The sequence below is a fragment of the Bradyrhizobium sp. ORS 278 genome, from assembly GCF_000026145.1.
Taxonomy (GTDB): Bacteria; Pseudomonadota; Alphaproteobacteria; order Rhizobiales; family Xanthobacteraceae; genus Bradyrhizobium.
Window position 1 is genome coordinate 1,319,330 of the sequence record NC_009445.1, and the last position, 26,423, is coordinate 1,345,752.

18 protein-coding genes are annotated in these 26,423 nt (G+C 61.0%); 12 read left to right on the plus strand and 6 right to left on the minus strand.

All coding sequences use genetic code 11. The features are described 5' to 3' along the window. Positions 1-168 precede the first annotated feature (168 nt). The 5 genes from BRADO_RS05815 (at position 169) to BRADO_RS35695 (ending at position 6,877) form a co-directional block, all read left to right on the plus strand. Positions 169-495 (plus strand): conjugal transfer protein TraD, encoded by a 327-nt coding sequence (locus BRADO_RS05815; protein WP_041757331.1) that lies wholly within the window; start codon positions 169-171, stop codon positions 493-495. A 1-nt stretch (position 496) separates the two neighbouring features. Continuing rightward, entirely contained in the window at positions 497-733 is a 237-nt protein-coding gene (locus BRADO_RS05820; RefSeq protein WP_011924380.1) for a conjugal transfer protein TraD, read from the plus strand. 1,003 nt (positions 734-1,736) lie between these two features. Next, entirely contained in the window at positions 1,737-2,540 is an 804-nt protein-coding gene (locus tag BRADO_RS05825) for a hypothetical protein (RefSeq protein ID WP_157872517.1), read from the plus strand. Beyond that, the gene (locus BRADO_RS05830) at positions 2,537-5,008 is read left to right on the plus strand and encodes a caspase family protein (RefSeq protein WP_011924382.1); all 2,472 of its coding nucleotides are present in this window, start codon (positions 2,537-2,539) and stop codon (positions 5,006-5,008) included. Before BRADO_RS05825 ends, BRADO_RS05830 begins: the two co-directional genes overlap by 4 nt. Positions 5,009-5,158: 150 nt before the next feature. Further along, positions 5,159-6,877, plus strand: coding sequence for a S8 family serine peptidase (locus BRADO_RS35695; RefSeq protein ID WP_050780953.1), 1,719 nt, complete (start codon positions 5,159-5,161; stop codon positions 6,875-6,877). Between the two features lie 1,480 nt (positions 6,878-8,357). Here BRADO_RS35695 and BRADO_RS35585 read toward each other — a convergent pair. The 3 genes from BRADO_RS35585 to BRADO_RS35595 are packed head-to-tail and all read right to left on the minus strand — an operon-like array spanning position 8,358 to position 9,569. Further along, positions 8,358-8,693 carry a hypothetical protein gene (locus tag BRADO_RS35585; protein WP_011924384.1) on the minus strand — a complete coding sequence of 112 codons (336 nt, stop codon included), beginning with the start codon at positions 8,691-8,693 and terminating at the stop codon, positions 8,358-8,360. Continuing rightward, positions 8,690-9,082, minus strand: coding sequence for a hypothetical protein (locus tag BRADO_RS35590; protein ID WP_197535375.1), 393 nt, complete (start codon positions 9,080-9,082; stop codon positions 8,690-8,692). Before BRADO_RS35590 ends, BRADO_RS35585 begins: the two co-directional genes overlap by 4 nt. Further along, entirely contained in the window at positions 9,066-9,569 is a 504-nt protein-coding gene (locus tag BRADO_RS35595; RefSeq protein ID WP_050780955.1) for a hypothetical protein, read from the minus strand. Before BRADO_RS35595 ends, BRADO_RS35590 begins: the two co-directional genes overlap by 17 nt. A 124-nt stretch (positions 9,570-9,693) precedes the next feature. Between BRADO_RS35595 and BRADO_RS05845 the strand changes: the two genes are divergently transcribed. Genes BRADO_RS05845 through BRADO_RS05855 form a run of 3 tightly spaced genes read left to right on the plus strand, consistent with a single transcriptional unit; the run spans position 9,694 to position 13,620 of the window. Then, positions 9,694-11,508, plus strand: a complete 1,815-nt coding sequence (locus BRADO_RS05845) for an ATP-dependent endonuclease (RefSeq protein WP_041756152.1) — start codon at positions 9,694-9,696, stop codon at positions 11,506-11,508. Continuing rightward, complete coding sequence (locus tag BRADO_RS05850; RefSeq protein WP_063822874.1) at positions 11,501-12,991, plus strand: ATP-dependent helicase; 1,491 nt, start codon at positions 11,501-11,503, stop codon at positions 12,989-12,991. The genes BRADO_RS05845 and BRADO_RS05850 overlap by 8 nt, the downstream gene beginning before the upstream one ends. Before the next feature lie 17 nt (positions 12,992-13,008). Then, a complete protein-coding gene (locus BRADO_RS05855; protein WP_041756153.1) occupies positions 13,009-13,620 on the plus strand; it encodes a hypothetical protein in 612 nt (203 codons plus the stop codon). A 790-nt stretch (positions 13,621-14,410) separates the two neighbouring features. Here BRADO_RS05855 and BRADO_RS05865 read toward each other — a convergent pair. The 3 genes from BRADO_RS05865 to BRADO_RS05875 are packed head-to-tail and all read right to left on the minus strand — an operon-like array spanning position 14,411 to position 19,510. Continuing rightward, complete coding sequence (locus BRADO_RS05865; protein ID WP_011924390.1) at positions 14,411-16,606, minus strand: hypothetical protein; 2,196 nt, start codon at positions 16,604-16,606, stop codon at positions 14,411-14,413. 9 nt (positions 16,607-16,615) lie between these two features. Further along, on the minus strand, positions 16,616-17,842 hold the full coding sequence (locus BRADO_RS05870; protein WP_244422970.1) for a phosphatase PAP2 family protein: 1,227 nt from the start codon (positions 17,840-17,842) through the stop codon (positions 16,616-16,618). Positions 17,843-17,866: 24 nt separating this feature from the next. Next, positions 17,867-19,510 carry a hypothetical protein gene (locus tag BRADO_RS05875; RefSeq protein WP_041756155.1) on the minus strand — a complete coding sequence of 548 codons (1,644 nt, stop codon included), beginning with the start codon at positions 19,508-19,510 and terminating at the stop codon, positions 17,867-17,869. A gap of 573 nt (positions 19,511-20,083) precedes the next feature. Here BRADO_RS05875 and BRADO_RS05885 point away from each other — a divergent pair. The 4 genes from BRADO_RS05885 to BRADO_RS05900 all read left to right on the plus strand — a co-directional run bounded on the left by BRADO_RS05885 (position 20,084) and on the right by BRADO_RS05900 (position 26,318). Next, positions 20,084-20,998, plus strand: a complete 915-nt coding sequence (locus BRADO_RS05885) for a matrix metalloproteinase-11 (RefSeq protein WP_197535376.1) — start codon at positions 20,084-20,086, stop codon at positions 20,996-20,998. Between the two features lie 240 nt (positions 20,999-21,238). Continuing rightward, the gene (locus tag BRADO_RS33250; RefSeq protein ID WP_050780958.1) at positions 21,239-22,549 is read left to right on the plus strand and encodes a hypothetical protein; all 1,311 of its coding nucleotides are present in this window, start codon (positions 21,239-21,241) and stop codon (positions 22,547-22,549) included. A gap of 3 nt (positions 22,550-22,552) precedes the next feature. Further along, positions 22,553-24,118 (plus strand): peroxidase, encoded by a 1,566-nt coding sequence (locus BRADO_RS05895; protein WP_011924396.1) that lies wholly within the window; start codon positions 22,553-22,555, stop codon positions 24,116-24,118. Between the two features lie 58 nt (positions 24,119-24,176). After that, positions 24,177-26,318, plus strand: a complete 2,142-nt coding sequence (locus tag BRADO_RS05900; protein WP_011924397.1) for a vanadium-dependent haloperoxidase — start codon at positions 24,177-24,179, stop codon at positions 26,316-26,318. Positions 26,319-26,423 lie beyond the last annotated feature (105 nt).

The following is a 26,423-nucleotide window of genomic DNA, read 5'->3' on the forward strand; positions in this document are numbered from 1 at the left end:
GAGCCAATCACTGGCATAGCGAAGCGCACGTCGGAACGACGTATAAGCGCGCCCTCCCTCGAAAAAATCTCGGGAGGGACTACCGCGTCCCAGGCTGTCCTGACGACCTTACAGCATTGCGCCAGGGCCTCGACTATCATTTCTCCATCAACACTCATGGAGAGACCGATGCGCAAGCCACGGGAATTCGATGCCGAACTGAAGGCACTTGGGGATAAGGCGCGTGACCTCAAGAGCCGCAAGGTGAAACAGCTCGGCGAACTTGTCATCGCCACGGAGGCAGACGCGCTTAGCACAAACGAACTGGCGGGCGCGCTGATCGTGCTGGCCGAGACGAAAGAGGCCGGAAAGAGGGAGGCATGGGCCAAACGCGGGGCCGCGTTCTTTCAAAGTCGGGCGCGGCGAAATGCACAAAAAGCTGACCGCAACACGTACGGCGCTCCTACGCAACCAAGCGGCGCGCAACCGGCATCAAGCCGCAAGAGCGCGACATGACATGCGAACATGGCAGGTCGAGCGCCGCAAACGCACGCGGCACCTCATCGAACTCGGCGGACTTGTCGTTAAATCCGGTATCGTGGAGCTAACCGGCGACGACCGCGCCATGATCTTCGGCGCCCTGCTATGGAGCGCCGACAAACTCAAAGGTGATCGGGGCGAACGGGTGCGAGCCCTGTGGGCCGCGAAGGGGAAACAGGCTTTTGCAATGGACCGACGACACGCAAGGCAATAGGTCGAACTGCTCCAGTGATTGGTCTCTGATGCACGCGCGGGGACAATCGGGATACTGGCGCCTCTGCAAACTCAACGGTTTGTCCGTTGGCATTGTCAAGATATGGCGCAGGACTTGCTCCTTCGTGTCAGCTGCTTCGGCGACAGCTGCGTTTCCCGCTTGAGGCATCGACCGCAAAGTCGGTTGCGCCGGTCGCTCCACCTTAGTGTTGTTTCAGTCATCCGGAGCTTCCAACCGTCCGTCTGGCAGGGTTTAATTAACCCTTTGAAAGCAATGAATCTTCAGCCTGGATGATGAGTTAGCGACGATAGTAATCATTGCGTAGGTGCAGGCCGATTCGTTGCATCGAAGTCGTTTTCGTAAGGGATCTCCGGGGCTTTTTTAGAATCCGAGAGTGAAGCAGCTCACACACCGCAGGCAAATGTCGAACTAACCTGTCGTTCGGCCACTGCGTCACCTATCCAGGAGCTTAAAGCTGTTCGGTCGGAGGTGTCTGAGCAAGGAGATGAGGAGGGCAGGAGCGGTCGGCGAATGGGCAACATCTTTTTTCCGTCCTCTCAGATCGAGTCGCCGCCCTTCGTGGGTGGCCAGGTCCGGTGCTGTCCGCGTTCGGCCACAGCTATCGCTCGCCGACGATTCTGACGCTGAAGTTGGGGACCGTCGCCGTAGCGCCGAAGGCTGATTAGGCGTGTAGAACCATATCTTTAGTGTCTCGGCGCGCGATCGCCGCCAGCGAGATGAGACTGCAAACAGTGGCACGGACGGAGCAGGGCCATTGTCGCCACGCCTCATGCGCCGCGCGATCGGCCGGCGGACGCCGCGGTCAAAATGTTGGGTGGGCCGCATGGATTGAGCTGCTGCTTCCGATGCCGGGGGCGACCCTCGCGACACGTTTTCCGAGGGATGAACTCCGGATTCTTCGAGTTGCGTCATGGTACGGTTGATGCTTAAAATTGTATAAGAACAATAGTGTCGATATCAAATGGAGGGAGGAACCTAGACAATGCCAATCTGTAGCGATCCCACGATCACCTACCTTAAGGGCCTGGGCTTCAGCGTGGTTCGTCTACCGCGGCCCGACATGCGGCCCCTGCAAATCCTCTCGGATCATGGAGGAGAGCTCACCAATCTCGGCGAACTCGAGACCATCATGAAGTCCGGTCCCGTCGGCGTGCCGCCGCTGAAGCTCAATCTGGCGGGCCCCACTTTGGCCGGAGAGCAAGCGAGCACACTCAGCATCGGTCTCGGCTTGAGCGTGCTCGGCACCGTGCTCGGCGCAATGGGCGCCGGCAAGCTCGGACTCGACGTCGCCTACAAAGGCGCGTCCAAGGTGACGTTCGAGTTCACTGATACCCAAAGAGACGAGGTCGAGATCGCGGCGCTGGACAAGTTCTTTGGCGCTGCCGACGTCGATCCGTCGGCGCGGGGGGTGATGCAGTTGCTCGAAGCGGACGAGATTTATGTCGTCAACGCCACCATCAAGTCGAGCAAGATCACCGTCACCAGCAAGGACAGCTCGGGTACCGATGTCACGCTCAAGGTACCGGAGATTAAGGAGATCGTTGGCGCCAATGTGTCGGTGTCGGCGGCCCAGGACACCAGCGCGAAGATCACCTACGAGGGCAAGATTCCGCTGGTATTCGGCTTTCAAGCCGTCCGCCTGTTCTACGAGGACGGCCGTTACACGTCGTTCGAGCCACTGGAGGCCGGCGCCATGGCGGCAAGGGAGCTGAAGTCGTCCGGGCTGCCCGACGGCGCCAAGGCACTCACGCGTCGCGCGGCCATGCTGCGCATCGGCAATACATGAGCCCGGCGCCGGACAATTGGGCTGTCGTTATCGGCATCGATCAGTACGACGTGGCCGAGGCATGCCTCAATGGCGCGGTGAACGACGCCTTGGCGATGCGCAAATGGCTGCTCGATCCCGCAGGCGGCGCGGTGTCCGAACGGCAATTGTTCCTGCTGCTCAGTCCCAAACCAGGTCGGAACCTGGGCGACATCAAATCACTTCCCGCCAGCCGCGCCAATGCGATCACCGTCATCGAGCGCGTGCTCGCGAAGAGCCGAGGCCGGGGCGACCGCTTCTTCTTCCATTTTTCCGGCCACGGTCTCAGTGCGCGGATCAATGCGACAAACCAGAGTGGAATGGCTTTTGCCGATTTCACTGAATTGCTGACGGACAACTCCCTAACGGTCCAGGCGCTGTTCGACCTCTTCCAGTCAACACAATTCAAGGAGCAATTCTTCTTCATCGACGGCTGCCGCAATGCGCCGTTCGGCTCGGATCGCATCCTGGGCAGTTACCCCAAACCGCGCGCTGCGCAGCCTCCGGTGAGCCCGCAGTTCGGAATGTACGCAACAGCGCCTATGTTGAAGGCCAACGAAGTCGACGAACGAGGTGCGTTCACGCAGGCTCTGCTCGACGGCCTTGGCGGTGAAGGAAGCGCCAAGCGATGGGATTCGAACAATGCAGCGTATGTCATCCGCTGGAGTACATTGTTCAGTTACGTGCATGGCGTCGTAACGGCTCGCAAGCTCAAAGCTGGGGCGTTCATCCAGACGCCGCGCCGTTTCGGCGAGACGGCTGGCGAAGACCCAATCCTGGCAAGCAAGCCGCCGGAGGGGTTCGGGCAGGTGCGGTTGAGTGTAAAATTGGCGCCCAAGGACGCGCTGGGGCACAGCAGTGTGCTGGTGCGAGACCTCTCCGGTGAGATCAAGCGCGAGCCGAAGCCGATAAAAGGCTTGCCCGTGTGCTTCGATCTGACGCCGCGTTTGTATGGCGTCGACGTCGAGGCCGATGGCTGGGAGCGTGTCGGCAACGTCAGATCCGTCGATCTCTACGAACCATGTGAGATCGACATTACACTCGCTCGTTCGCCGGCGAAGATCATCACTCAAGCGGGCGAGCGACGAGAGCTTTGGAACGATGACACAGCAGAGTCCCTCGATGTCGATGCTGATGAATCCTGGGCAAGAGCAACCAGCTTTTCGGTCGCGCCGAGCTCCTTGACGGTCGAATCGGGTGACCGTCTCGCGACAGTCGAAATCGCCGACGAAGCAGGTCGCGTGCTTGAAACCCATCGTTGGGCCGTCAGATTGGCGCCCTGTCCGCCGGGCTTCTATCGCGCAAGACTGCTCTCCCCGGAAGGAGAGGCCACCGAAGAACTGGTGCAGGTCGGCAAGCACCAATCGCTTCACGTCGCGGTGACCGCGCCGCCCCCGGCAAGTCCGCTCCTGCAGCATTTGATCGAGACCGTTGGATTCCGGCGGGAGAAGGACGGGACCGTGTCGGTGTCGGCGAGCGTGGGCCCGTCGGCATCGCTCCGTTTGTCCACCGTGCTGGCGCTATCGGCCGCGGCCGCCGCAGAGACCGGATCAAAGTTCGGACAGCGGCTTCGCGCTGTCGGCATTCCGGCCTTTTCCGCAATCACCGGCGCGGCTAGCGGTGTACAGATCGTCGCAGGCAGTGATGACGGCACGGACTGGATCGGCCGGTTACGGGTCGGCGTCTGGTCGCTTGACGGCACCTCGGAAGCATCGCAAGCGTTGGGTCGCCTCCCGGACAACGCTGAGATCGCGACCGCGGCCTTCGCCCGCGCACCGGGGGCCTGTCAACTCACCTTGCAAGACGTCGGGCAGTCTGCGTCTCAATTGACACTGCCACTCGTGGTCCTGCCCGGTCGGGTTACGTTGCTGGTCATCACGCGCGATCGCGACGGGCGGATCGACGTTCATCTCTATATGCCGGCTGTGACCGGTCCACAGGCGCAGGAGAGGAGTTTCCGTGACCAGGAGTTCGCCGACAGCAACTTCGCGGCACTGAGGCGCATCGAACTGATGCAGCGCGCCGTTGCCAACGGCCGCATTAGCCCGACCGCGCCCGAGATCGATTTGCTGTTGTGGGACAAGTGGCGTGATCCCGTGGCAGGCTGCCTTGGCGGCTATCTGGGCCGTCGGCGCGGCGACGCCCTCCAAAGAAGCTATACTCTTCGAAGTCTGGAGGAGGCGTCAGCAAACCTCGTCAGGTTTTTTGGATTGCTGCCGGACAGCCATATCCTTCACGGCTGGGTGCTGGAGCAGGTCGGAAAAGCAGGTGCTGCCGCGTCTTACGCTGCGGCACTCGATGCCGGATTGCCGTTGTTCCGCGACGGAGTTGCATTGCTCGAATCCGCCGTGGCCCGACTTGGGTTGCAACATCCTCGTGTGCCGGCACTCGCGGCGATCGCGGGGAGGCCGCCGGCCGATCCGCTCTGGTCGGTAACCATGCGGGGGTAGACGGGGGACATCATGACGAATGTGAGGCGACTGGATCCGCGTGTTGAGACGGCAGCCGCTAGCCGAATCCCGTCGGACTGGCGAGATTCCGAGGAATCTCGAAACTGGCCGGAGACTTTGCATCCGAACGGACCTAACCACCGAGCATTCGTGCTGTTGCAGCCGGGCACAGGCCTGCCGGAGTTTACCGGGCACGCGGTGCAAATTAACGAGAGCGTGTTCATTGTCGAAGCTGATCTGGATACGCTTCGGTGGCTCGCAGAGTACCCGTCGGTTGTCTATGTCGAGGCCCCGAGGCCGATGGGCGAGGACCTTGATACGTCGGTGCCAGCTACCAAAGCCAATGTATTGTCGAGCCCTCCGTCGGGAGGTGCCGCGTTGACGGGCCTCGGCGTAGTGGTCGGCTTTGTCGATAGAGGTGGAATGGATTGGAAGCTTGAGGATTTCCAAGTCAACGGGCACACCAGGATCCTCGCGATCTGGGACCAGTCCCTTCGCCCCGTCGGGACTGAGAAGTCGCCGGCCGCATACGGCTATGGCGTCGAGTATGACAAGACAACCATCGATGGTGACTTGGCCGGCGGTCCGCCCCTGCGTCATCGCTGCAATCCGGGATCGCATGCGACTCACGTCGCCGGGATCGCAGTCGGTAACGGCAGCTCGACCGGCCCCAATCCGGCCGGCGGTGTCTTTCCGGCGGCGAAATATGTCGGGGTAGCGACCAATGCCGACATCATCTATGTCGAGGCGGTCAAAATTCCGGGCACCACACTGACCAGCTCTGATCGCGTCGCGGAAGCGATTAAATATATCTTTGAAAAAGCGGGGAAGCGGCCGTGCGTCGTGAATGTCAGTCTGGGCAACAATGGTGGCGCCCACGACAGCGAAAGCGTGGTGGAACGGACGATTGACCGCATGCTCGAAGCGAACGGACGTGTATTGGTCAAATCGGCGGGAAACGAAGTTGATTGGGACTGCCACGCCGTCGTGGTGCTCACGGCTGGCGATCCACGTTGCACTTTGGAATGGCAGTTTGGTCGAAGCGGGAGGCATGATCGCACGCCAAACGAATTGGAGCTTTGGTCCTCCTCTCGCGATCGTTTCCGCATCTGGGTCGAGCATCCCCAAGGTTCCAGCCTAGTCACCTCCAAGATCATTCCTGGCGCCGACGACACGCAGCGCTTTCCTTTGGGCAATGAAATCGTGACGGTCTCTTCGCAGCGATTCCATCCGCTCAACGGCGCCAGTTATGTGCACATCCACGTCGATTCAGCCCAGGCGGGCGCGACGCTCTCGAGTGGCGTATGGAAAGTCTGCATTGAGGCCCACGATCCGAGCAACATCAAAGATGGCAGGATCGACGCCTGGATCGAGCGCGATTTGCGGGACGCGGCGAATAATTATGCCGATCAGTCCCTTTTTCGGAATTTCGTTGCAGCCGATGGGACCCTTAACCCTCCAGGTACCATTCGTCGCGGCATTACCGTAGGAAATTACGACCATCTCGGCGGGGCTGGCGTGTCAGCGTCCGGTCGCGGCCCCACCCGCGATGGACGGAACAAGCCAGATCTCGTTGCGCCTGGTTTCAGGGTCTGGTCTTCCGGAGCGCTGGGAAATCAGCCAAACCCGGCTGGCGGTGCCGGGGCCGTATTCGCGGTTCGAGTCGAGAAAACTGGTACGAGCATGAGCGCACCGCACGTGACCGGCGTTTGCGCGCAGTTGCTGGAAGCTTTCCCAGCTATCAGCTCTGCCCAAATGGGCGCGACACTCGTCGCCGCGGCGTCCGCATTGGCACCATCAACTAGCTTCGATAACCAATTGGGATTTGGCCTGATTGATGCCAAGGAGGCGGATACAGCGCTCCGCTGAATTCTCTAGGCTGCCTAGCGGCTATCGGCGGCAGCCAAATGTAAGGCAGGCATCGTGACTCTATTGAGAACGACCCATCTTGTCACCTCAGTCGGTATCAGTTCGACCGAGAAGTCCGCTGTCAGCTGGAGTGTCCGACGAGCGAGAGGGTCGGTCTCAGCTTTTTCGGTTCGGCGATCTTTATTGTCGGCGCTGTCCGAATTCTTCTCAAGGCCACCTCACCCCGCGCTCGGTTCTTAAATCTTACGCTCGTACGGTGCAGGCTGTTCGGGAAGCTTTGGTCAAGGCCGGCATAGAATTTCTCGATGCGAACCAAAAAGGCGAAGGTGTGAGGCTCAGGAGCCCGAAGGCCTAAGCAGCCCCAAATCTATGACCCCTGCCCCCAATCGACGGCGTCAGGTATCCACGTTTGCAATGCAGGCACACCACTTGGCTTGTGACGACCAAATCAAATTGGGGCTAAGGCCCCCTTTGCGCTGAACGCAATCAAATCGTTAGCTGGGCGAGATGTGTTGCGGGCGCTTCCCGACTTGGAGGAGAATTATTGAATGTGTGGCGCGCCACGGTCGACGAAGATAGGCGCTATTGCTTCGCCATGCCCCTATGATGCCGCAGCCCGCCTCGCGTTCCAATCGGCAAATCTGCGACACGCGACGACTTTGCAGTCCGGACGCGCTTAAGCGACCGTTGCGGCCCGCTAGCGCACGCGAAAGCCCTCGGTTGTCCGCATTGACGTTAATTGTCCTATAGCCATCCTCGTCTCTTCGCGTCTTACGAGAGTGGGAGGGAGACCTTGAGACAGAGTCAGCACCGAAAGAATGGAAGCGAACAGTCACGAGTTGGTACATCTGCCTCGAAATCTGAAGTGTCGAACACCATTCCATTTGCCCAACGGCTCACCTGCACGATCAACGAAGTATGCGAGGCGACCGGCTTGGGGCGCACGAAGCTTCACGAATAAATAGGAGCGGGGCAAATCGCTACTACAGCTGTAGGGCGTCGCCGGTTGGTGCTCGTAAGATCACTCCAAGCATTTCTCGATGTAAACCGCTCGTCGGCGGCTGGCGGTCTAAAAAGGATTTGGTAGCACTTCTCTTCGTCTTAAGAATTTGGCCACAATTGTCCGTCCGTATTCGCTCCAATCCGCCGTGACGACAGGGGTGATGCTGCGGGAACGCCAGCGTTGAACGGCGCCAACTATCTGTCAATCAAGGAAGAATCCCTTGAGATTTGCGGACTCCCTCTCCGCCAGAATGAAACGGAATTGAAAAACGCCGGCAAAATAAGATATTACTCGTCCTACTAGAGGCGACTGGTGACGAAAATCGGGAACGCGGCGACGCACCACGCTTCGCCGCGTAGGAGGAGATGCCTCCGGCCATCCCTTCGCGGAGTGCGCCAAGCGCTCCCTCGCAGCTCGGGCACCGTCGTCGCCCACGCGACCCGACCCGTGCGTTGGTTTTGGCTAGCCAGGCGACGCCTAGTCGTCGTCTTCCTCTGTCTCAGGGATCTCGCCGGCTTGGAAGCCGCACATCTCCATGAACATCCACGCCCGCAACCAGTTGGAGATCTCGTTGACCTTCAGCTTGGAGACATCCTCCTGATAGTCGACATCTGACGCATTCCGTGCATAGATGGCGTTGAGGTAGCTGACATAGGCCTCGCGCATCATCCCTGTCGGCCGGAAGGCGAAGTTGTGCGAAATCGCCACCTCCCTCACGGAGGTGGCGACCGCGCTCCACAATGGCAATTCGATCTCGCCATGGCCGCCATGCGTCAGGCCATCGTTGGCGACGCGTTGAGCGAGCCGGATCAACCGTCCATTGAAGGCGTAGAGTGGGCCTCGAAGAGCTTTGGATGAAGCTCTTCATCCAGTTGTTCGGTGATTGCGTTGGCCCGCTCGGGTTCGGCCAGGCGGAAAGGGTTCAGAGCGCAGATAAATAGGCTGCTCCGGTCCGACCAAGGAATTGAGTTCCAGAACTTCCTAACGAAGCAGAAGCCGTGCAGCCGTTCTTCTTCCATCAACTGGGCTGCATAATTGCTGAGCCCGGTAAGGTGCTTTCGCGTCCACTCATTCGGCGAGCCGTCTTCCTCCTTGTTGTCGATCCAGCCTGGTATGTCGTCGACGGTGATTACGACGCAGCCCATGGCATCGTGCGACAGGAGCTGGTTGGTGAAGCGCTTGAACTCATCGTCGCTCAGCACGTGGAGCTGCAGCCTCAGGCTTTCGAGCACGTCGGCGGTCATATAGATAGGCTTGGCGGGTGATCTTCACGTCCATCGTCGAGACCAGGACGTTAGTGATGTCTTTGTGGCCGGACAAGGCGAACATGCCTGCGACGTAATTGCTGTAGGCGAACAGTTCGGAAAACGCGTTGCGCTCTGCCGCACGGTCCACTTTTAGCTCGAGAATGAAGAGCCCGTCCTCATGGTGTCCGAGCAGATCGAGCTCCATTGGGCGGGTGTGGTCGGTGGGCAGCTTAATCTTGCTGCCCAGAAACTCTCCGAATCGAACCGAATTGTGCAGTCTCTTGAGCTTGGTCAGGGTTCGCGCTTTGATGATTCGCCATAGTTGGAAGTCGTCCTCGTTGCCCACAGGCTTTTCGTCTAACGCCGCGGCCTCGTCGACCAGGTCGGTTAACCCAGTCTTGAACAGGTAGTCGTGGACCGCCTCCTCGCTGAATTGGGCCAAGTTGCTCTCCTGCACCCATTGGGCGATCATTGCCGTCTGCGTGTATATTACAGGTAACTTGGCAACGCAGCGCGGCGGCTGTGGTAATTTGAAGCTTGATCATGTGGAAACTGAGATTCGGCGCATGGATGCAGAACCGAACACGGAGACGAACACTTTGGTCGATGTCGCAGGCGCCACGATTCTCCGTTTGAAAATCGAGCGCTATCGCGCGTTCCAAAAATTCGACTGGTTCCTAAGAGCCGGCCTGAACGTGATCCTCGGCGGCGGCGACGCCGGCAAGACTACCATCCTCGAAGCGATCGCCCTGTTGCTCAATCCGAGCAACACTGCCCTTGTGTCTGACAATGACTATTGGCGACGTCAGCGCAAGGACGGGTTCTTCATCGGCGCCGTAATCAGCCTGCCGCCGGACAGCAGCATCGCCACTCAGTCGCGTCCGGCGTTCCCATGGGAGTGGGATGGCCGACAGGCCTGCAAACCGCAAGAGTCTGATGAAGGCGGACCGGCGCGTTCGGTCAGGCCGCCGGTCTATAAGATCTCTGTCAGCGGCTCCGAAGAGCTCGACCTGACCTATGCGATCCACAATCCGAACGACAGCACCGACATATTCTCGCCGACGCTCCGTCGAGAGATCGGCCTGGTACGTCTGGGCGGTGATGATCGGAACGATCGCGACCTCCGCCTTGTGCAGGGCTCGGCACTGGATCGGCTGCTCAGCGACAAGGCGCTGCGCTCACGCCTGACCTCGGCCTTCTCGGACGTCGATGTGAAGGCTGAGCTCCAGACCGAAGGGCAAGAGGCGATGAAGCAGCTGAACGAGACGTTCGCCGAGCGCGCGCTGCCGCATGACCTGGGGCTTGGCCTCAGCGCGGTCCAGGGCCAGTCGATCAGCGCTCTGATCGGACTGACCGCCGCCATTGAAGAAAGTCGCCTACCGCTGTCGAGTTGGGGCTCGGGGACTCGCCGTCTAGCATCCTTGGCCGTCGCCCAGGCCTGCCGGTCCGGTTGCCCCATTACATTGGTCGACGAGGCCGAGCGTGGCCTCGAGCCCTATCGCCAACGCAAGCTCGTCAGCGAGCTGGCAGCGGGTCCATCCCAGGTCGTGATGACCACGCACAGCGCGCCGGCCCTGGTCGCCGCCGAGCCAGCGACGATCTGGTATCTCAGCCAGGGCCATGTCATCGCCGAGCTTTCCGGTCCGCGCTCGGTTCAGCTGCAAAAGCGGGATCCAGAAGCTTTCCTGTCGCGCCTAACCCTGGTGGGCGAAGGGCCAACCGAGGTCGGCTTCGTCAGAGAGGTGCTTCAGCGAGAAATCGCGACGGACCTGCTCGACCTGGGGGTTCGCCTCTGCGACGGTCAAGGCAACACCTTCACGCTTGAACTGCTGGAGGAGTTTACCAAAGCCAAACTCGGCCTCGCCGCATTCGTCGACTGTGAGGGCGACAACGCCACACGCTGGAGTAATCTGAAGTCTGCGATGGGCGACCTTCTGTTCCAGTGGCCCTCGGGCTGCACCGAAGCCAACGTCATCGCCCACATTTGTGACGACAAGCTGGAGGCGTTGCTCGTCGATCCTGACGACATCCATACCCAACCCCGGCTCGCCACCTTAGTCGAGCGGCTTAAGGTCCTCGAACCCACGGCCGAGTTCCCCAAGCACGACTTTGCCACCGTCAAAACCGTCGCTGGCGATCGCCTGCGCGCCCTGATCATCGCCGCTGCGAGCGGCGTTTCAGACGGGGCCCCGAAGAAGGAGGCCAAGACTTGGAAGAAGCACGGCAAGCGCTGGTTCAAGAGCCTCGAAGGCGGTCGAGAGTTGGCGGACAAAGCCTACGTCCTGGGCGCCATGGTCGAGGTGAAGCCCCAGCTGCAGCCCTTGATCGACGCGCTCACGGCGCTGACCGCGAGGACGCCGAAGGCGACGGCAAATGGCTGACGCGGCGGTCGCCGCCGCGCTCAGGTCAACCGCGAAGTTGGTCGTGGTCGAAGCGCCGGGCGGATGCGGGAAGACGTTCCAAGGCGCCGCCTTCGCAGCCGAGGTCAGCTCGACACTAGGCGCAGGGCGCCTTCTCATCCTGACGCATACCCATGCTGCCTGCGATGTATTCGCTGATCGCACGAAAGGCCTGTCCGGGTTGGAAATCCGGACCATCGACAGCCTGATCAGCCAGATCGCCGAGGCCTATCCGGAACCGGGTCTCGTCCCGGGCGCTTTGCCCGACTATGACCGCAACAGCCGTTGGGCGGCGGGCCTGCTAAAGCGTCGTCCGTTCATCGCCGACATGTTGGCGCGCCGCTATCCGATCGTGGTCTGCGACGAGCACCAGGACGCAAGCGCCGAACAGCACGCCGTCATCGAGTCCCTGCGCGGCGCCGGCGCCAGGGTCCGAGCCTTCTTCGATCCGATGCAACGGATCTATGGCGGGGGCGCGACGGAGGCGCAGGGCCAAGCCGACGACAGCCGCCTGGCTGCCTTTCGTGCTGCGGCCGATGTCGCGGAATCGCTCGATGTTCCCCACCGCTGGACGGGCGGCGGCGAAGAGCTTGGGGGCTGGATTCTGGAAAGCCGCACCAGCTTGGCTGCTGGTGGAAAACTGCGCCTGACGGGCAAGCTGCCACGCGGCCTCAAGGTCGTCTTCGCCGACAACACCGCGCAACGAAACCTTGGCTTCCAACTCGACGCTCAGGACCGGCGGCCGCTCGATCCTGCGTTCAAGGGGGGGCAGCCCCTGCTGATCCTCTCGCACCACAACGAAACGGTTCAGGCGATCCGAGCCTTTCTCGGTCGATCCATGCCGATCTGGGAGGGACACACCCGGTCGGCGCTGCCAACGCTCGTGCAGAGCCTTGCCGCCTGCGATGACGCCGCTGCCGTCTCCAAGGCTGCGGTGGCCTTTGTCCAAGCGGTTTGCACGGGCTTTTCCGACAGTCAGTTCGCGACGCGCTTCTGCGACGAGGTCGCCAGCGGTTGCGCCAAGCCGGCCCGGAGAAAACCGGCGCTCATCCAGTCGTTGGCACGCCGGATCGTAGAGCGACCCAATCATGCAGGTGTCGGCGCGTTCCTGCAAGATCTGCAGCGCGCAACGAAGTTCAAAACCGAGTTCGCATCCGTTCACATCGACTATCCCAGGGAGTTCTGGGAAGCGGTGCGTCTTGGAGCAGCAACGGATCCGCGGTCCGGCCTAGCGGAACAGTCGCGCCACCATGCCCATACTCGACGCTTGCCGCCCCTGCGCGCCGTTAGCACGATTCACAAAGCCAAGGGCTTGGAAGCCCCTAACGTGGTGATTATGCCCTGCGACGGGACGACCTTCCGCGAAAAGGATCGCCGACTGCTCTACGTCGCGATCAGTCGAGCCAGCCGCAACCTGACCCTGGTGGTGTCGCGCTCCAACCCCAGCCCGATTATCGAGCTCTGAGAGAAACGCCAGAAGCGATGGAAAACCCGATCTTAGTTCGCTCTCACATCACCCTCAGTGACCGGGACGAACCTCTGTTGCTGGCGTGGCCAACAAAGGGCAGCGCGAGCGGATTCATCTCATTTGAAAAATTTACCGACCGGCGCGCTTTCGTCGAGAGTCTCGCTATCGACGCGCGCATTCCAGAGATCGTGCGAGCGAAGTACGCGCGTGCGCAGACCCTGTACCTGCTGGGCTGGGTCGACTTCAGTGTCGTAAAAGCGGGGGAGCTTGCAGCGTTGATTGCCCTAGAGTTGGGGCTCATGGATCGGTACGGAGGACGCATCTCGAAGAACAAGCGCGGCTTCGCTGCGATGCTCAGGTATATGGTCGAGGTCGATGGCCTCACCGATGGGCAGATCCCGATGATTGTTCGCTGCGGCGGCTCGGCCGTCGGTCAGTTGATTGGAGACGTTCATCCGACACTAGCGGAGCGCCGCAACGCCATGGCGCACGGCGACCCCTTCGATGGCTTGCCGACGGACGGCCTCCTAGAGCTTGTTCGGGACCTGATTAACTACGCCTATCGCGACTACGTTGCCGAAGCCCGCGTCGTCGGCGACGCGGCGCCGTTCACATCCTCGAGATAGAAGCGTCGCATGGAGAGCTTTAATCTAGACGCCCGCCAGCTTGCACGGATCGAGGCCGTCCATCGAGGCTTCCTCTACCATCACCTCTACACGGCAGCTTGCCCGTTTTTGGGGCGACGCAGTCGGGGTCACCACGTCATTGTCGAAACGACGAGGACATCGAACTCGTATTCCCTGAAAAGCGGATCTACTGTCAGGTCAAAACCCGCGGATCACAACTCATATTCAGCGACATCGATGGCGCTCTCGCTAGGTTCGACCAAATTTGGGCCGAGGTACAATTCGAACCTTTGTCTTTGGGGCGAACGTGCCAGGTCTTGTCGCCACGCCCCTTGGCGCCTGAGATGGCCGGAGAGGCCGACCACGCCCTTATTGGCTTCGGGACTCCGACCGGCGGCTTAACCGCGATCGTTCGCTTTTTTTCGCTGCAATCCGCCGCTCGGACGTGGGTGGCGCAATGGGACGCCGGCCCCGAGACAAGACTAAGCATATGAAAGTCATTGGAAATTGCGGTCGCGGGCGCGGACACTCTCTCCGCCACCCTTTTGAAGCAGTGGAGAACTTCGGCAAACTACGTTGTTATTGAACCGCCGGTTCGTCAGTGATGGAGGACCTTCCTCCAGCATTTTACCGCACCCTCCAGAGTTTTTCGACCCAAGAATCCTACGTTGTTCGCCAATACGAACCCACGGTGGACCGGGCATCTGAGCGCAGTCGGGGACAAGTTTAGTCCTCTGTGCACACGTCGTCTCGCACGTTGAACCAGCATGAGTGATCCGCGCCCAAAGTGCTAACGCGAACTTATCGGTTCAATTCCCGGCTGCTGATGTGGTGGGACAAGAACCTTGCCGAGACGGACTCCGGTCAGTGGGGCAGGATCGGAAGGATACTTGTCGTGCAGCAGGGGAAGATAGTTTTCGCGTTCTGCGCGACGAATATCCTCGTCTGGTGCAGTCGAGAAGATCTCGGCAAGTTGCCGGGCTACCAAAGGCGCGGCTGCGCTGGTCCCTTGCAGATGAGAGCGCGATCCGCTGCGTACGCCGGCTGCGATCGTGCCTGGCAGGACACGAGAACGGTCGGACATCGATGAGCAGTCGACACGTCCGAGCTGCCAGTCCTGATCCCGCGAGCCGGCCGAACTATAGCGGGAGGGCCGGGCGTCTTTCAGGCTGGAGCCAAGCCCTTGGCCGAGCCGATAGCCGCCAACGACCAGGGACGTCGCTCCGGTCGCGATGCCATTCAGGCTTCCGAAACGGCGGACGAACGCACCCGGGCTATCCGCTTCACGGAGATCGCCCCGCCGCGTGTACCGGATATTGCCCGCATCGTCGAAATAGCTTTGGCGGCTTCCCGAGCGCAGACTTTCAGGATCGGCTGCCCGTTGGATCCAGCAATGGACCGGCTCGTTGATGGAGCCTGCTTGGGGGCCTCGCCTGATCACCACTCTCCATTCGCCACTCATGACGGGCGGCACACACACAGGCTCAGGCTCTGTCGGCCCGAGCACGACGAGCAGGCGCCAGCGATTGCCCCTGTGCAGATCGAAACTCACTTGGCCTACAACGGCAATGTCACCCTGATAAATATCGCCCGGCTTGATTTGATCGCCCTCCCCGTTCTGTACAGTGTCCTCGCGGGTGAATGTCAGGGACTTGCGCAAGGTGTTGCCAGGATCCCAGACGTCGACGACGTATCCGACCGGGTCGAAGGATTTGCCAAACCAAAGCTCGAGATAACTCGGCGTGCGGCCGTTCGGCTGCAGGCGCCATCGGACCTCGAGGGGCTCCTCGTCCTCGGACGGTGGAGGGATCACGCCATGGGTTCGCTCGAGGAAGGTATTGCCTGACGGCAGGACGAGCGCTGTCGGACTAGGTCCGAACAGAGAGTCGTCCGATCTTGCTTGCCGACGCCGGCGGGCCTCGATCAACTCGTCGATCGCCGCTTCCAATTCGAGTCCGCCGTCGTGCGGGCCGCCGGAAAATCCATAACTGAAGTTGATGACGAGGCGCAGATTCTTGGCGCCATATCTCTGCGCAATAATGTCGGCGCGATTGAAGACATAGTGAAAGGCCGACAACATGTACATGTCCTTGCCGAAACCCGACGTGTCGAATGCGATCGTATTCGGCAACTGGACTGCAATGATGCGGATTTCGTCCGGCGTCCTGTCCTTGCGCTCGGGGGCGTAGCCGGTGGCAAGATCCATGACGTGCGCGCCGTGCGTGGCGTGGCGGGCCAGAAATGGGAATTCCTCCGTGTTGAGGGTCGCTCCTGCCGCCCGATAGAGCGTGTCCTCGTCGTCGCCATGGTTTCGGATCAGAGCATCGATCTCCGCTCGATCGTATTCGCGGCCGAACAGGACGGTGTTCTGGCTCTCGCATTTTTCGACGGACTGCAGCCAGCAATACTCGACCCGCGTATTGCCATTGGCGTTGCGGAAATTACGATGCGCAAATGGCAGGCCGTCGTCGATCAGGGCAATCACCGTGATCTGCCTGGTGCCGTCGCCGGGAGGCAGTTCCTGACGGGGATGGGGATCTGCTGGCAGCTGAGTCATGCAGTTGTGCATGGCACAATCTGGCACCGGGAAGGCCAGACGAAATCGAGGTTTGCTGATGTCGAGGATCCCCAATGTATTCGTCAGGAAAGAGACAAGTTGAGGGATTACGCCCTCAAGAAGAGAAATCAGACCTTCCAGAATGGGTATTTGATCGTCCGTGTTCTCGATGACAAACGGCGCGAAGGTCAGGTCGACGTTGGGACCGGTCTCCTTCCAAAGGGTCGGAAACCAGATTTTGCTCACGCCGCCATTGGCGACATGGACGACGTTGGCACGCTTCGGGATTTCGGTCAGCGCGGTCAAGTATTTCCAGTTGCGGAGTCCCGGAAAGGCGAATGGTCTGCCGTAGCCGAAGTTCCAGCGCTCGTATGGACCGACATATTTTGCACTGATTGCTTGCGAGGGAGCGGCTTCTTTGCTGGTCATTGAGCCACCCTATCGTTTGAGCGCAAACTCGTGGGTGGCCTTTCCCCACAGCCATTGGAAAAGCTCACTCCGATCGACCTCGCATGTCTCTTGCAATCGTTGAACCCCGTACTCCGGCGCCCCTTCCGACACCTTGAATTTCTGGATATAGAAATCGCCGTCGCTCTGGAGGTCGTTCGCATTGTAGCTGTAGCCCTGGATCTGCGAACGCTGCGTTTCGTGGTCCGAGGAAGGGGCTACGCTTCTTGCGATGATCAGCTCTCCGATGGTGCGCCCGAGCAAGGCGCCAGCCCAGATGTCGATCGGGAAATGCACGCCGGCAACGACTCGGTGCATCGAGATCCGCTCGGCAAGCTTGTCCAGGAGAGCGTCGCGCTTTTGGACGTCGGAATAATGGGGGACCTCGTGCACGAGGCGCTTGAGAACCTCCGCAACCGCAAATGCTTCGACTGCATGTGCTGCGGGGAACGTACCGTGCGCAGGAGTCGGAATAATCGGCATCACTTTAGCACCAAGGCGGTCGGGACGGCGGCACGCCAGCGGGTGTTTCAGGAGCATCGCGACGTGTGCAGCGATCACCTGCGTGATCGTTATCAGCTCAAGAGTATAACGATTAGGCGAGCCCTGCAGGCCGAGGATCATCATGAAATACGGAGTAGGAAAACCGAGCTGGGTCATGATCTCGGCGCTACGATCCGGACGCTGATCGATGTAATTATGTACGAGCCCGAGTTGCTGCTGGAAGCGTTCCATGCTGGGGCGGAAAATCCGGTAGATTGGGGCGGCCGGAGACGTATTCCAGTTATTCCGGTCGTTCCGATATCGATAGCCCAGCGTGACGGACTGCTCGCCGGCGGCGTCCGTCCCGCAAACTTTCCAGTCAAGATCGCGGAGAAATTCAGTGAGGTAAAGCGACGAACGAACCCACTCGGCCCACAATTCAAGATGTTCGGGGATGTTGAACGTGAGCGGTGCGGCCGCCGGACTATCCCAATCTCCTGCAACATGGGTAATCGCCTGTTCGGTAATCTGCAGGCCCTGCACCAGCACCGGGTCGTAGACCGGGTCTGCGCCGGCGCCGAGAAAGGCGCCGAGGCCGGTGGCAGTCAGGTTGCCCATGCCGCCCATGCCGCCCATGCCGCCCATGCCGCCCATGCCGCCCATGCCGCCCATGCCGCCCATGCCGCCCATACCGCCCATACCACCCATACCACCCATACCACCTAACTGACTCATCTCTGCCCCCCCCAAATTGCTTTTTTACGGAATGCCTGCACCTTTGAGCGCAGCGGCCACTCGGCGCCCGAACTCATAATCTCCTGCCGGATGCCCGCGCAGATAGGTCTCAACCGTGAAGTCCGGCTGCCGCCGAAGAATTTCAGCCGCGGCAATCCTGGCTTCCTCCACGCGGCCGAGGCAATACAGTGAGGCTGTCTTGGCCCGCAGCGTCGAGACATGGCGATCGTGCCGGAGCAGGGACCGCTCCGCGAGGTCCAGCGCCTCCCCATAACGGTCGGCGGCAAACAAGGCCGTCGCGCTTAGGGATTCGTAGTAATATTGAAACGGATCGATCGGCGAGAGCCGGCGCGCTTTCTCGGCGGCAACGACGGCTGCGTCCGGCTCGTCGCGGAACGCATGCAGCGCGCTTCTCATGAGCCACGCGAGTGATTCATTCGGATTGCGTTTCAGCGCGGCATTGTAGCGATCACCGGCAACGTCCATTCTGCGCAAAAGATTATTATGCGCGAAGCCATCGATGGTCAAAGCAAAGGCGCTCTCCGGGTTGATGTCGAGCGCACGCGCCGTACAGTCGATCGCATGCTGGGTGTCCTTAGCCGGATCCGTGCTCCAGCCATTGAACACGCTGAGCACATGCCACTTGCCGTGCCATGCGTGAGCCTCAGCCGCATGCGGCGCGCGTCGGAGCGCCTCTTCGATGAGGTCACGGGAACGAGCGAAGGCCCGCAACGACGGACGATGCATCAGACCGACGCCGGCGAGCAGCAGGCGATGATCGGCCACCTCGGTCAATCGCCGATCGGAGACATGGGCGATCGCGTCGTCCGCGATGGTACGTCCGACCGCGGTCACAATCTCGGACACGCCTTCCGACGTTCGCCCGAGAAAGCTATTGAGACCGCCCAGGAACTGCCGCGTCCAGAGAATGCGGCCGGATACCACGTCGAGGAAATCGGCATCGAGCACGATCTCATCTCCGCGGATGCGCAGTGTGCCGGCGACGCAATAGTCGACGGCGAGACGCTCTCGGATCGTCGCAACGTCGACCATTTGAACATTGATCGATCGGCTCGACCAGTGTGAGATCACCGCAATCAGGTTCGATCGCGACAGCGAGCGGCAAGCTTCCTCCGCAAGCCAATCGCCAAGCACGGCGTCATCGGGAGAGCCTCCGATCGTGCGAAACGGCAGCACCGAAATTGCGGGAAGCATTGGCGGCGGCGGCGGTTGCGACCGAACGCTATAGAGCGAATAGATCTGCTCAGGATTGAGACGCATCGCATCGAGCCAGCGAACGAAGCCGCTCTCGCGGATGTTGATCCCTTCCAACAATTCGCCGGCGCCAGGTCTTCCAACGAAGGAGACCTTGCTCAGATCGAGCGAGACATCCGAGTTGGTGTTCGTCAACACCTCGGAAAAGGCCTCTCCCATGATTTGCTTGATATCCGACAGTGCCCTGCGAAGGCTTTGACGTCCGGTGTCGTAGCAAGCGGTCCCCCATAGCGTATCCTGGAGGAAGGACCGCGTTCGGCGTCCCAACGGGGCCGTGGCGAGCAGGGCAAACAGGGCCTTGTGCTTCGCGCCCGTGATTTCGAAGCCACCAGCGCCAGCGGAGCGCACGACACAGGCGCCGAACAGGCCAATCTCGATGCGTTTGCCGTCCACGAAAGGCACTCCGTCGAGCGAAGTTTTCCGAACTCTAGCACTATGGTTGTGCCGCTCAAGGAGCTTCACGGTTTTTTCACACGCCATAGCCTCGGAGGCAGACTAGCCTTGCTCCGATGGGCGCTGGCGCAGACGATCCCGGGTCATTCGATGGAGACGGCGGCACGGCGGGCCGTACGCCGCCGCGCGACCTGATTGATTTCTACCGGCGCTGGTCGGAGTTTCGAGACGTCGCAGTCGCGATCGCGGAGCGAGTCGATCTTTCGGCGCAGGAGCGCGACACGGTGAGATGGCTCATCCTCCTGGTCGACCGCATCGGCGAGCAGGATATAGGTCCCGCGAGACCGCAAAACTAATCATCAAAAGAGTCAGGTGCCGTCACGTCTGAATCAGACGCCCCGACTGATGGGCTGATCGGACGAACTCACACTTAATTCACGCGCCCCTGAGGGTAGATAGAACTAACCTGAGACTAACATCCAGGGCATCGAAGTAGATGCTCGTTCTGGTCGCGGACATCAAGCCGGATGGACAGTCTCGATTGCGACGATACTGAAGAAGGGAGACGGACCGATGGTCGGGAATCCGACGAGAAAGCAGATCGCAAAAAAGCAAGCCAAGACCAAGCCGGCGGAGCCGCCGTCGGCCAAAGGTCGGTCGACGAGCAGGTCGACGCGTCCGGATCCGTTCAAGATGCGAGATGCTGCGGATCGCGCGGATGCCACGAAAGAGCTCGTCCACGTCATGAAAGCGGGCGTGCGCTGCGATACCGAGAGTAGGGGGCATACGACGCCGAATGCACGGTCGCCGCTCGAACTCGTCGTCAATGCCCCTGACGGATTCATTCCGCTCTGGGCCGAAGGCACGACGTTGCGATGGCGCATCCGCGACAGCTCGCTGCAGTCCTTCGCGAATCCGAAGGCCGCGGCGTCCGAGATCGAGCAACTGTTCGGAGAGGCGATACTCCGATGGGGCGAGGCGGCTCCAGTGAAGTTCACCAAGCAGTCCGACCTGTGGGATTTCGAGGTCGTGATGCGGAACGCCGACGATTGCGATGTCAACGGCTGCGTCCTGGCGAGCTCGTTTTTTCCGGACGCCGGACGTCACCAGTTGATCTTGTATCCCAAGATGTTCAGCCAGCCGCGCGAAGAGCAGGTTGAGACGCTCATCCACGAGACGGGACACATTTTCGGGCTCCGGCACTTCTTTGCTCAGGTCAGCGAGAGCGCCTTTCCCTCCCAGGTCTTCGGCACGCATAGCAAATTTTCGATCATGAACTACGGCGCCGACAGCGTCCTGACAGGGGACGACAAGGCAGACCTGAAGAAACTGTATCGCATGGCCTGGGCGGGCGACCTCACTGAAATCAATGGAACGCCGATCAAGTTCGTGAGGCCATTTCATACGGTCGGTGAAGCTGCCACCAGCGGGCTGCTCGCCGCGCAAACGCTGGCGCGTGCACGATTGCCCCGGATGCATCTCGGTTGATCCACGTAGAACCTTCCCGTGCGGGATGTGGGATGGGGATGTGGGGCCAACACCACCCACGAGAGTTCGTGGACGAGGCGCAGCTTCGAATTTTGCCTGTCGACGATGTCGCCGACGCATCCGCAGGTCAGTCACCCCCGGAGGAAGACGCCCGACGGGCCATGCCTGAGTCCATTTGGCCGCGAGTCGCCGGTCACCCGCAAGATCAACGAACACATCCTAAGCAGAGGAGTTCATCTCATGTTCAAATACGCGCCACCGGCGAACATCGACGATCTTGCCGGACGTCCGTCCCGAGCGGCTTTCCTCGAGGATTGGCACAAACGTATTCAAGACGCGTTCGACGACGAAATCAGCAATCTGCCGTCCGGCAACAAGCTATTCTTCTCCGAGACTGCGAGCGCGGCCGAGAGCGCCGATATCGCGGTCACGTGGAACGCCTTTCCGCTCGTCATCAAGCGTGAACAGCCGGCCGATGTGGCGCGTTGGGATGCGGCAGACCGATTGGCCCGCGTGAACCGCGCACCGGCCGGCGCGCCCGCGTTGAACATGCCGTGCCGGCGCCAGGACGAGTACTGTGAATGGTTTGCCTATCGCGCATCTCCGGGGGGGCCGATCAGTCGCATCGTCTTCACCGCGGAAGCTCCAGAATACTGGATAGACTTGGCGCGACACGACTTCGACTGTGTGGTCGAACTCTATCGGCGCCATGTCTCGACGCAAGTTCAGCCCGACGACTTGAAGCTGACGCAGGACATCGCGTTCGGAAATGAGATGCTCCCGAAGGGCAGCTACAATCCCTACAATCCATGGAACACCACCAAAGGGGTGATGCATCTCACCCACCCCGCGAACACGCTCGGGGCGGAGATCGACCTCGCGGCACGCGCCACGATTCCTCGCCACGACGTGAGCGGTAAGAGGATCACGGAGGTGCGACGGTTCGCCTGCGGGTCGAATTTCGGGGATCCCAACCGCAGCAGCGATCCGAATATCGGCCTCGGCGTGAACCTCACCGTGTTGGCGACGACGCCGGACGCCAGGCCGCAATCCATCACGCTCGCCAACCCGGTGGCGCTGTATATCGATCGGATCGCTGCGGGAGTCCTCACCGACGCGGATGACAATCCGCTCCAGGGCTGGTTCAAGATCGTGCGTGGTGTCGCGGGCCGCGGGCTGATGGCGGTCTTGGAGCCGCCGGAGGGGGCCGCATTCGGGCTCGACAGCGTACAGGTCATCGGCCGCAGGCTCACTCATGGCGGCCAGGTGGCGGACCACATTCAGATGGTCCTCTATGCCAAGACCGCCCATCTCGGAGCCGCGGCGCCGACCCTGCGCAGCTGTATCTCCCATTGCTGCCGGCCGGAGAACGTGCTGCCGATCGATCAGGTCAATCTCGATCACAAGGACCCGACCGATGGCTGCGGGGCGTCGGCCAAGGACCCGTTTCCGGAGCTCGTTGGTGCCGGCGCCGCGCCGGATCTGGTGGCGCTGAGGGCGAGACCGTCGTCGGTCAAACGAGCGGGCCGCCTCCTGCGCGTGAGTGAGTGAGCCATGGCCGCCGCTCAAGAACCGCTGCTCGACGCGGCCGACATCCAGGGAAACATCCTGCCCGGCTTCAGTCGGCAGCAGCAGTACTTCGTCGCGTTCTCCTGTGACCGAAAGGACGCGCTGCAAGCGGTCCTTGCAGAGTTGCCGCGGCCGACGCCTCTGTCGACCGTTCTAGGGCATCGGGACGATCGCAAGGCCGCCTTCATGTCGGGCGAGCCCCGTCCGCAGCGCGATGACCTTTGGCTCAACCTTGCGCTTGGTCCGAATGCGACCGATGCGCTCGGCGCACCGCAGGTGCGGCAGCTCGACAGTGCCTTCAACGCGGGCATGAGGACCGGCATCACCGGCGACCCGACGGCCCCCGTTCTGCCCGACGGCAAGCCCAACCCTTCATCTCGCGATCACTGGCTCGTGGGGGCGCCGTCGAAACCGGTCGACCTCCTGCTGATCTTCGCGCACGACGGCAATATCGTCGATGAAGCGGCGCCCATCGTCGATCGGGTGAGCGAGATCATCGGCGCCGCGCCGAACTACGTTGAGCCCGCGGCGATGCTGCCGGGCAGCGTCGAGCATTTTGGTTTTCGCGACGGCATCTCCCAGCCGGGGGTACGCGGCCGCATCGTGCAGGATGGCGCCGAGAGGTTCATCACGACCCGCTATGGTGTGCCGTCGCAGAACGACATCGATTTCGGCAAGCCGGGGCAGCCGCTTGTTTGGCCCGGCCAGTTTCTCGCCGGGCAACCGCGCTTTGAGGGCGACACGTCCGTGCTCGCGCCTGAGCTGACGAACGGCTCTTTCCTGGTCTTCCGCCGCCTGAGGCAGGACGTGGCGGCCTTCGAAAGCGACACGCAAGCGATGGCGCTGGCGCTCGGCGACGCTGGCGGCCGCCCGATCCCAGCCGAGCATCTGCGAGCACTCATCGTCGGCCGCCATCGTTCCGGCAATGCAATCATGCGCGGCGGCGCCGCGACCGCGCAGGCCGATGACCCGAACGCAATCAACTATTTTTCGTTCGCGAATGCGCTCCCGGCGATCAGCCTGGATGACGGGACGCAGGTCTCTGGGTCGCTTGCTGATCCCGATCCGGCGATCGGCCGGTTGTGTCCCGCTTGGGCCCATATCAGGAAGGTGAATCCGCGCGATCTCCAGACCGATCGGGGCGGGGCGCTGACGACCCTGGGATTCCAAATGCTGAGACGCGGCATTCCCTTCGGGCCGCCGTTCGACCGCGATAACCCCCAGGCGCCCGTCAACGCGGAGGATCGCGGGCTCCTATTCGTGTCCTATCAGCGCGCCATCGACGATCAGTTTGGCAGTCTTAACCGCGGCTGGATGAACAACCCCAACGCTCCGACCGCCGGAGGTTTCGATCTACTCGTCGGTCAGAACGTCGATCCGGCAACCCGCCTGCATACGCCGAAGCCTGCGTCGTTCTTCGGCCTTGATACCGGCGGGACGGCGCTTCCCTTCGCCGCGCCCAATCAATGGGTCATTCCGACCGGCGGGGCGTTCCTGTTCGCCCCCTCAGTCGCTTTCATCGACGAATTTGCAGCTCCGCGCATTGCGTGAGCGGTCGCGCTCACCGGAATCGCGAATGGAATAATGAGTTCACCAAAAGGAGGTTGATATGCGCTTTGCCACCCATGTCATGACGTGTTTCATCACAGCGGCAATTTCCAGTCAGGCCGCCGCTCAATCCCTGCCGTTGTCATCCGAGGGATATGCCGAGTTCAACCGCATCTATGCCGCGACCGAAGCGCGTAAGGATCCGACGGTCGCGAAGAAGGATGAGGCGCTCAGGACGACGATCAAAGTGCCTGGCCAAGCGAATTCGCTGAGTCTCCAGCAGTTCACCTCAAAGGAGTTCGTCCGGACCTTGAGCACCCGAGCGCAGATCGCTCAGGCGTTGACCGCAACCTCGACGCCTGCTTCGGTCAATTCTTTGGCGCAATTGGCGATCTTGTCGCCGGCCGATCACATGCAGGAACTTACCGCGAGTGACTATCTGAGGTTCTGGCACAAGGTAGCGCTTGACGCGACGTCCGTCGATCACATGCCTTCGGCAACGAAGCCGATTGTGTACTACCAGCAGATCGGGCCGCATCGGTCCAGCCGGGCCATGGCGCTCGTGCATCTTGCGATGTTCGAAGCCGCAAACGTCTATGCAGGGACCTATCAAAGCATGATCTACGGCGTCGGGCCGGATAGCTACGTCCAATCGCCAGTCACGGGTTCTCCAACCGACAAGAAGATCGCTGCCGCGATTCACCAGGCTGCCTACGACGTCCTGGCTTGGCTCTACCCGGGTCTCGTCGCATCTCGCGTGGTTGCCGCCAGTTCGCTCAATTGCCGCGATCTGGCAAATGCGCGATTGGGTGAGTTCGATTTCAGCCTTCAGGAGTATCGTCGATGCGCTGCGGAGCTTCTGGAGACGGCCAGCGCCGATTATCAGGAAGGTGCGCGCACGGGGCACGCCGTGGCCCAGCGTTTGATCAGTCTGCGTGAAAATGACGGCTCTCAACTCGCCGAGCCCGCCTTTGGTACGGGAGAGACGCCTCGGTTCAATCGTATCGATGGCAAGTTCCCGGCCGGTCAATGGTCTCCCGATCCGGTGTCGAAAATCCAGACGGCGCTCGGTGCCTATTGGCACTATGTCCGTCCCTTTGCCCTGCGCGATGCGGCGGCGGTCCGGCCGGCAGAGCTCGACAAGTCGGTGGTGGAGACATTGAGACGAACGGATCTGACTCTCAGCGATGCACTCACGTCCATTCCGTCGCTCAAAGTGGTCTACGAATGGGCGGCAGAGCCGCTGTACGATGCCCAAGGCAAGCGGGAGATCCCTGAGACGTATAAGGATGGGCGTAGCATTGCGCAGTTCTGGGCCTATGACGGCACAGCGGGGTTGTGTGCCCCTCCGCGCCTGTACAATCAGATTGTCGATGCGGTGATCGAGTCATCGCTCGTGCCATCGGCGCCCAACGTCAAGCCGATGAAATTGCGGCCGGGTCTTCAGCTCAAGGAAGCCGTGGACGTTGCCCGCCTGTATGCTCTGGTCAATGTCGCCATGGCCGACGCAGCCATTGCGGCCTGGGACGCAAAGTACCACTTCCAGATCGCTCGACCTGTGACGGTGATCCGGCAGGCACAACTCAATTCTCCTGCCGGCGGCTTCCCGACGCAATGGTTCCCGCTTGGAGCGCAAGTCAGCAACTCCGATGGCGGCATCAACATTACCCCGCCGTTCCCTGCCTATCCCTCCGGCCATGCCAGCTTTGGCGGGGCGCTCTTTGGCGTGCTGCGCCAGTTCTTTGAGCCGGACGGGCAATTCCTATTCCTCTCCGATGAATTCAATGGGCTGAACAAGGACGCGCTGAATTATGTGCGCTGTAGCAAAGATGCGAACGGGAAGCTCGTCGATCAATTCACCAGCCCACAATTCTGTTCTGCTCGCAAGCTGACGATGGCCTGCGCCGAGCGCGAGAACGCCGATAGCCGCCTGACGATGGGGGTTCATTACATTTTCGATGCGGACAGTGGCATTCTATTGGGTAACAAGGTGGCTCGCGAGGTTGTTTCGAAGCTGCTGAAGCCGAAGGCAGGGACCGTGCCGAGTGGCACCGGTTTTTCGGCCTTCGCTGCGGACGGCGTGCAGGATCGTCAGCAGGCCACGTTGGTTTGCGACGGCGTGACATGGCCGGGCAAGCTCAGTGATGCAGCCGACCCCAAAGTCGGCTTTGGTCCCTTCAACGCCGTGGCGGTGAATCCGTAGCGTTTCCCGTCTTCAGCTGAGGGGCGAGCCGCGCGGCGACGTTCGACGTCGACAGGAGAAGGGAGCGCTTGTGGGCTGCTCCCTTCAAACGTTAGGATCTTGCGG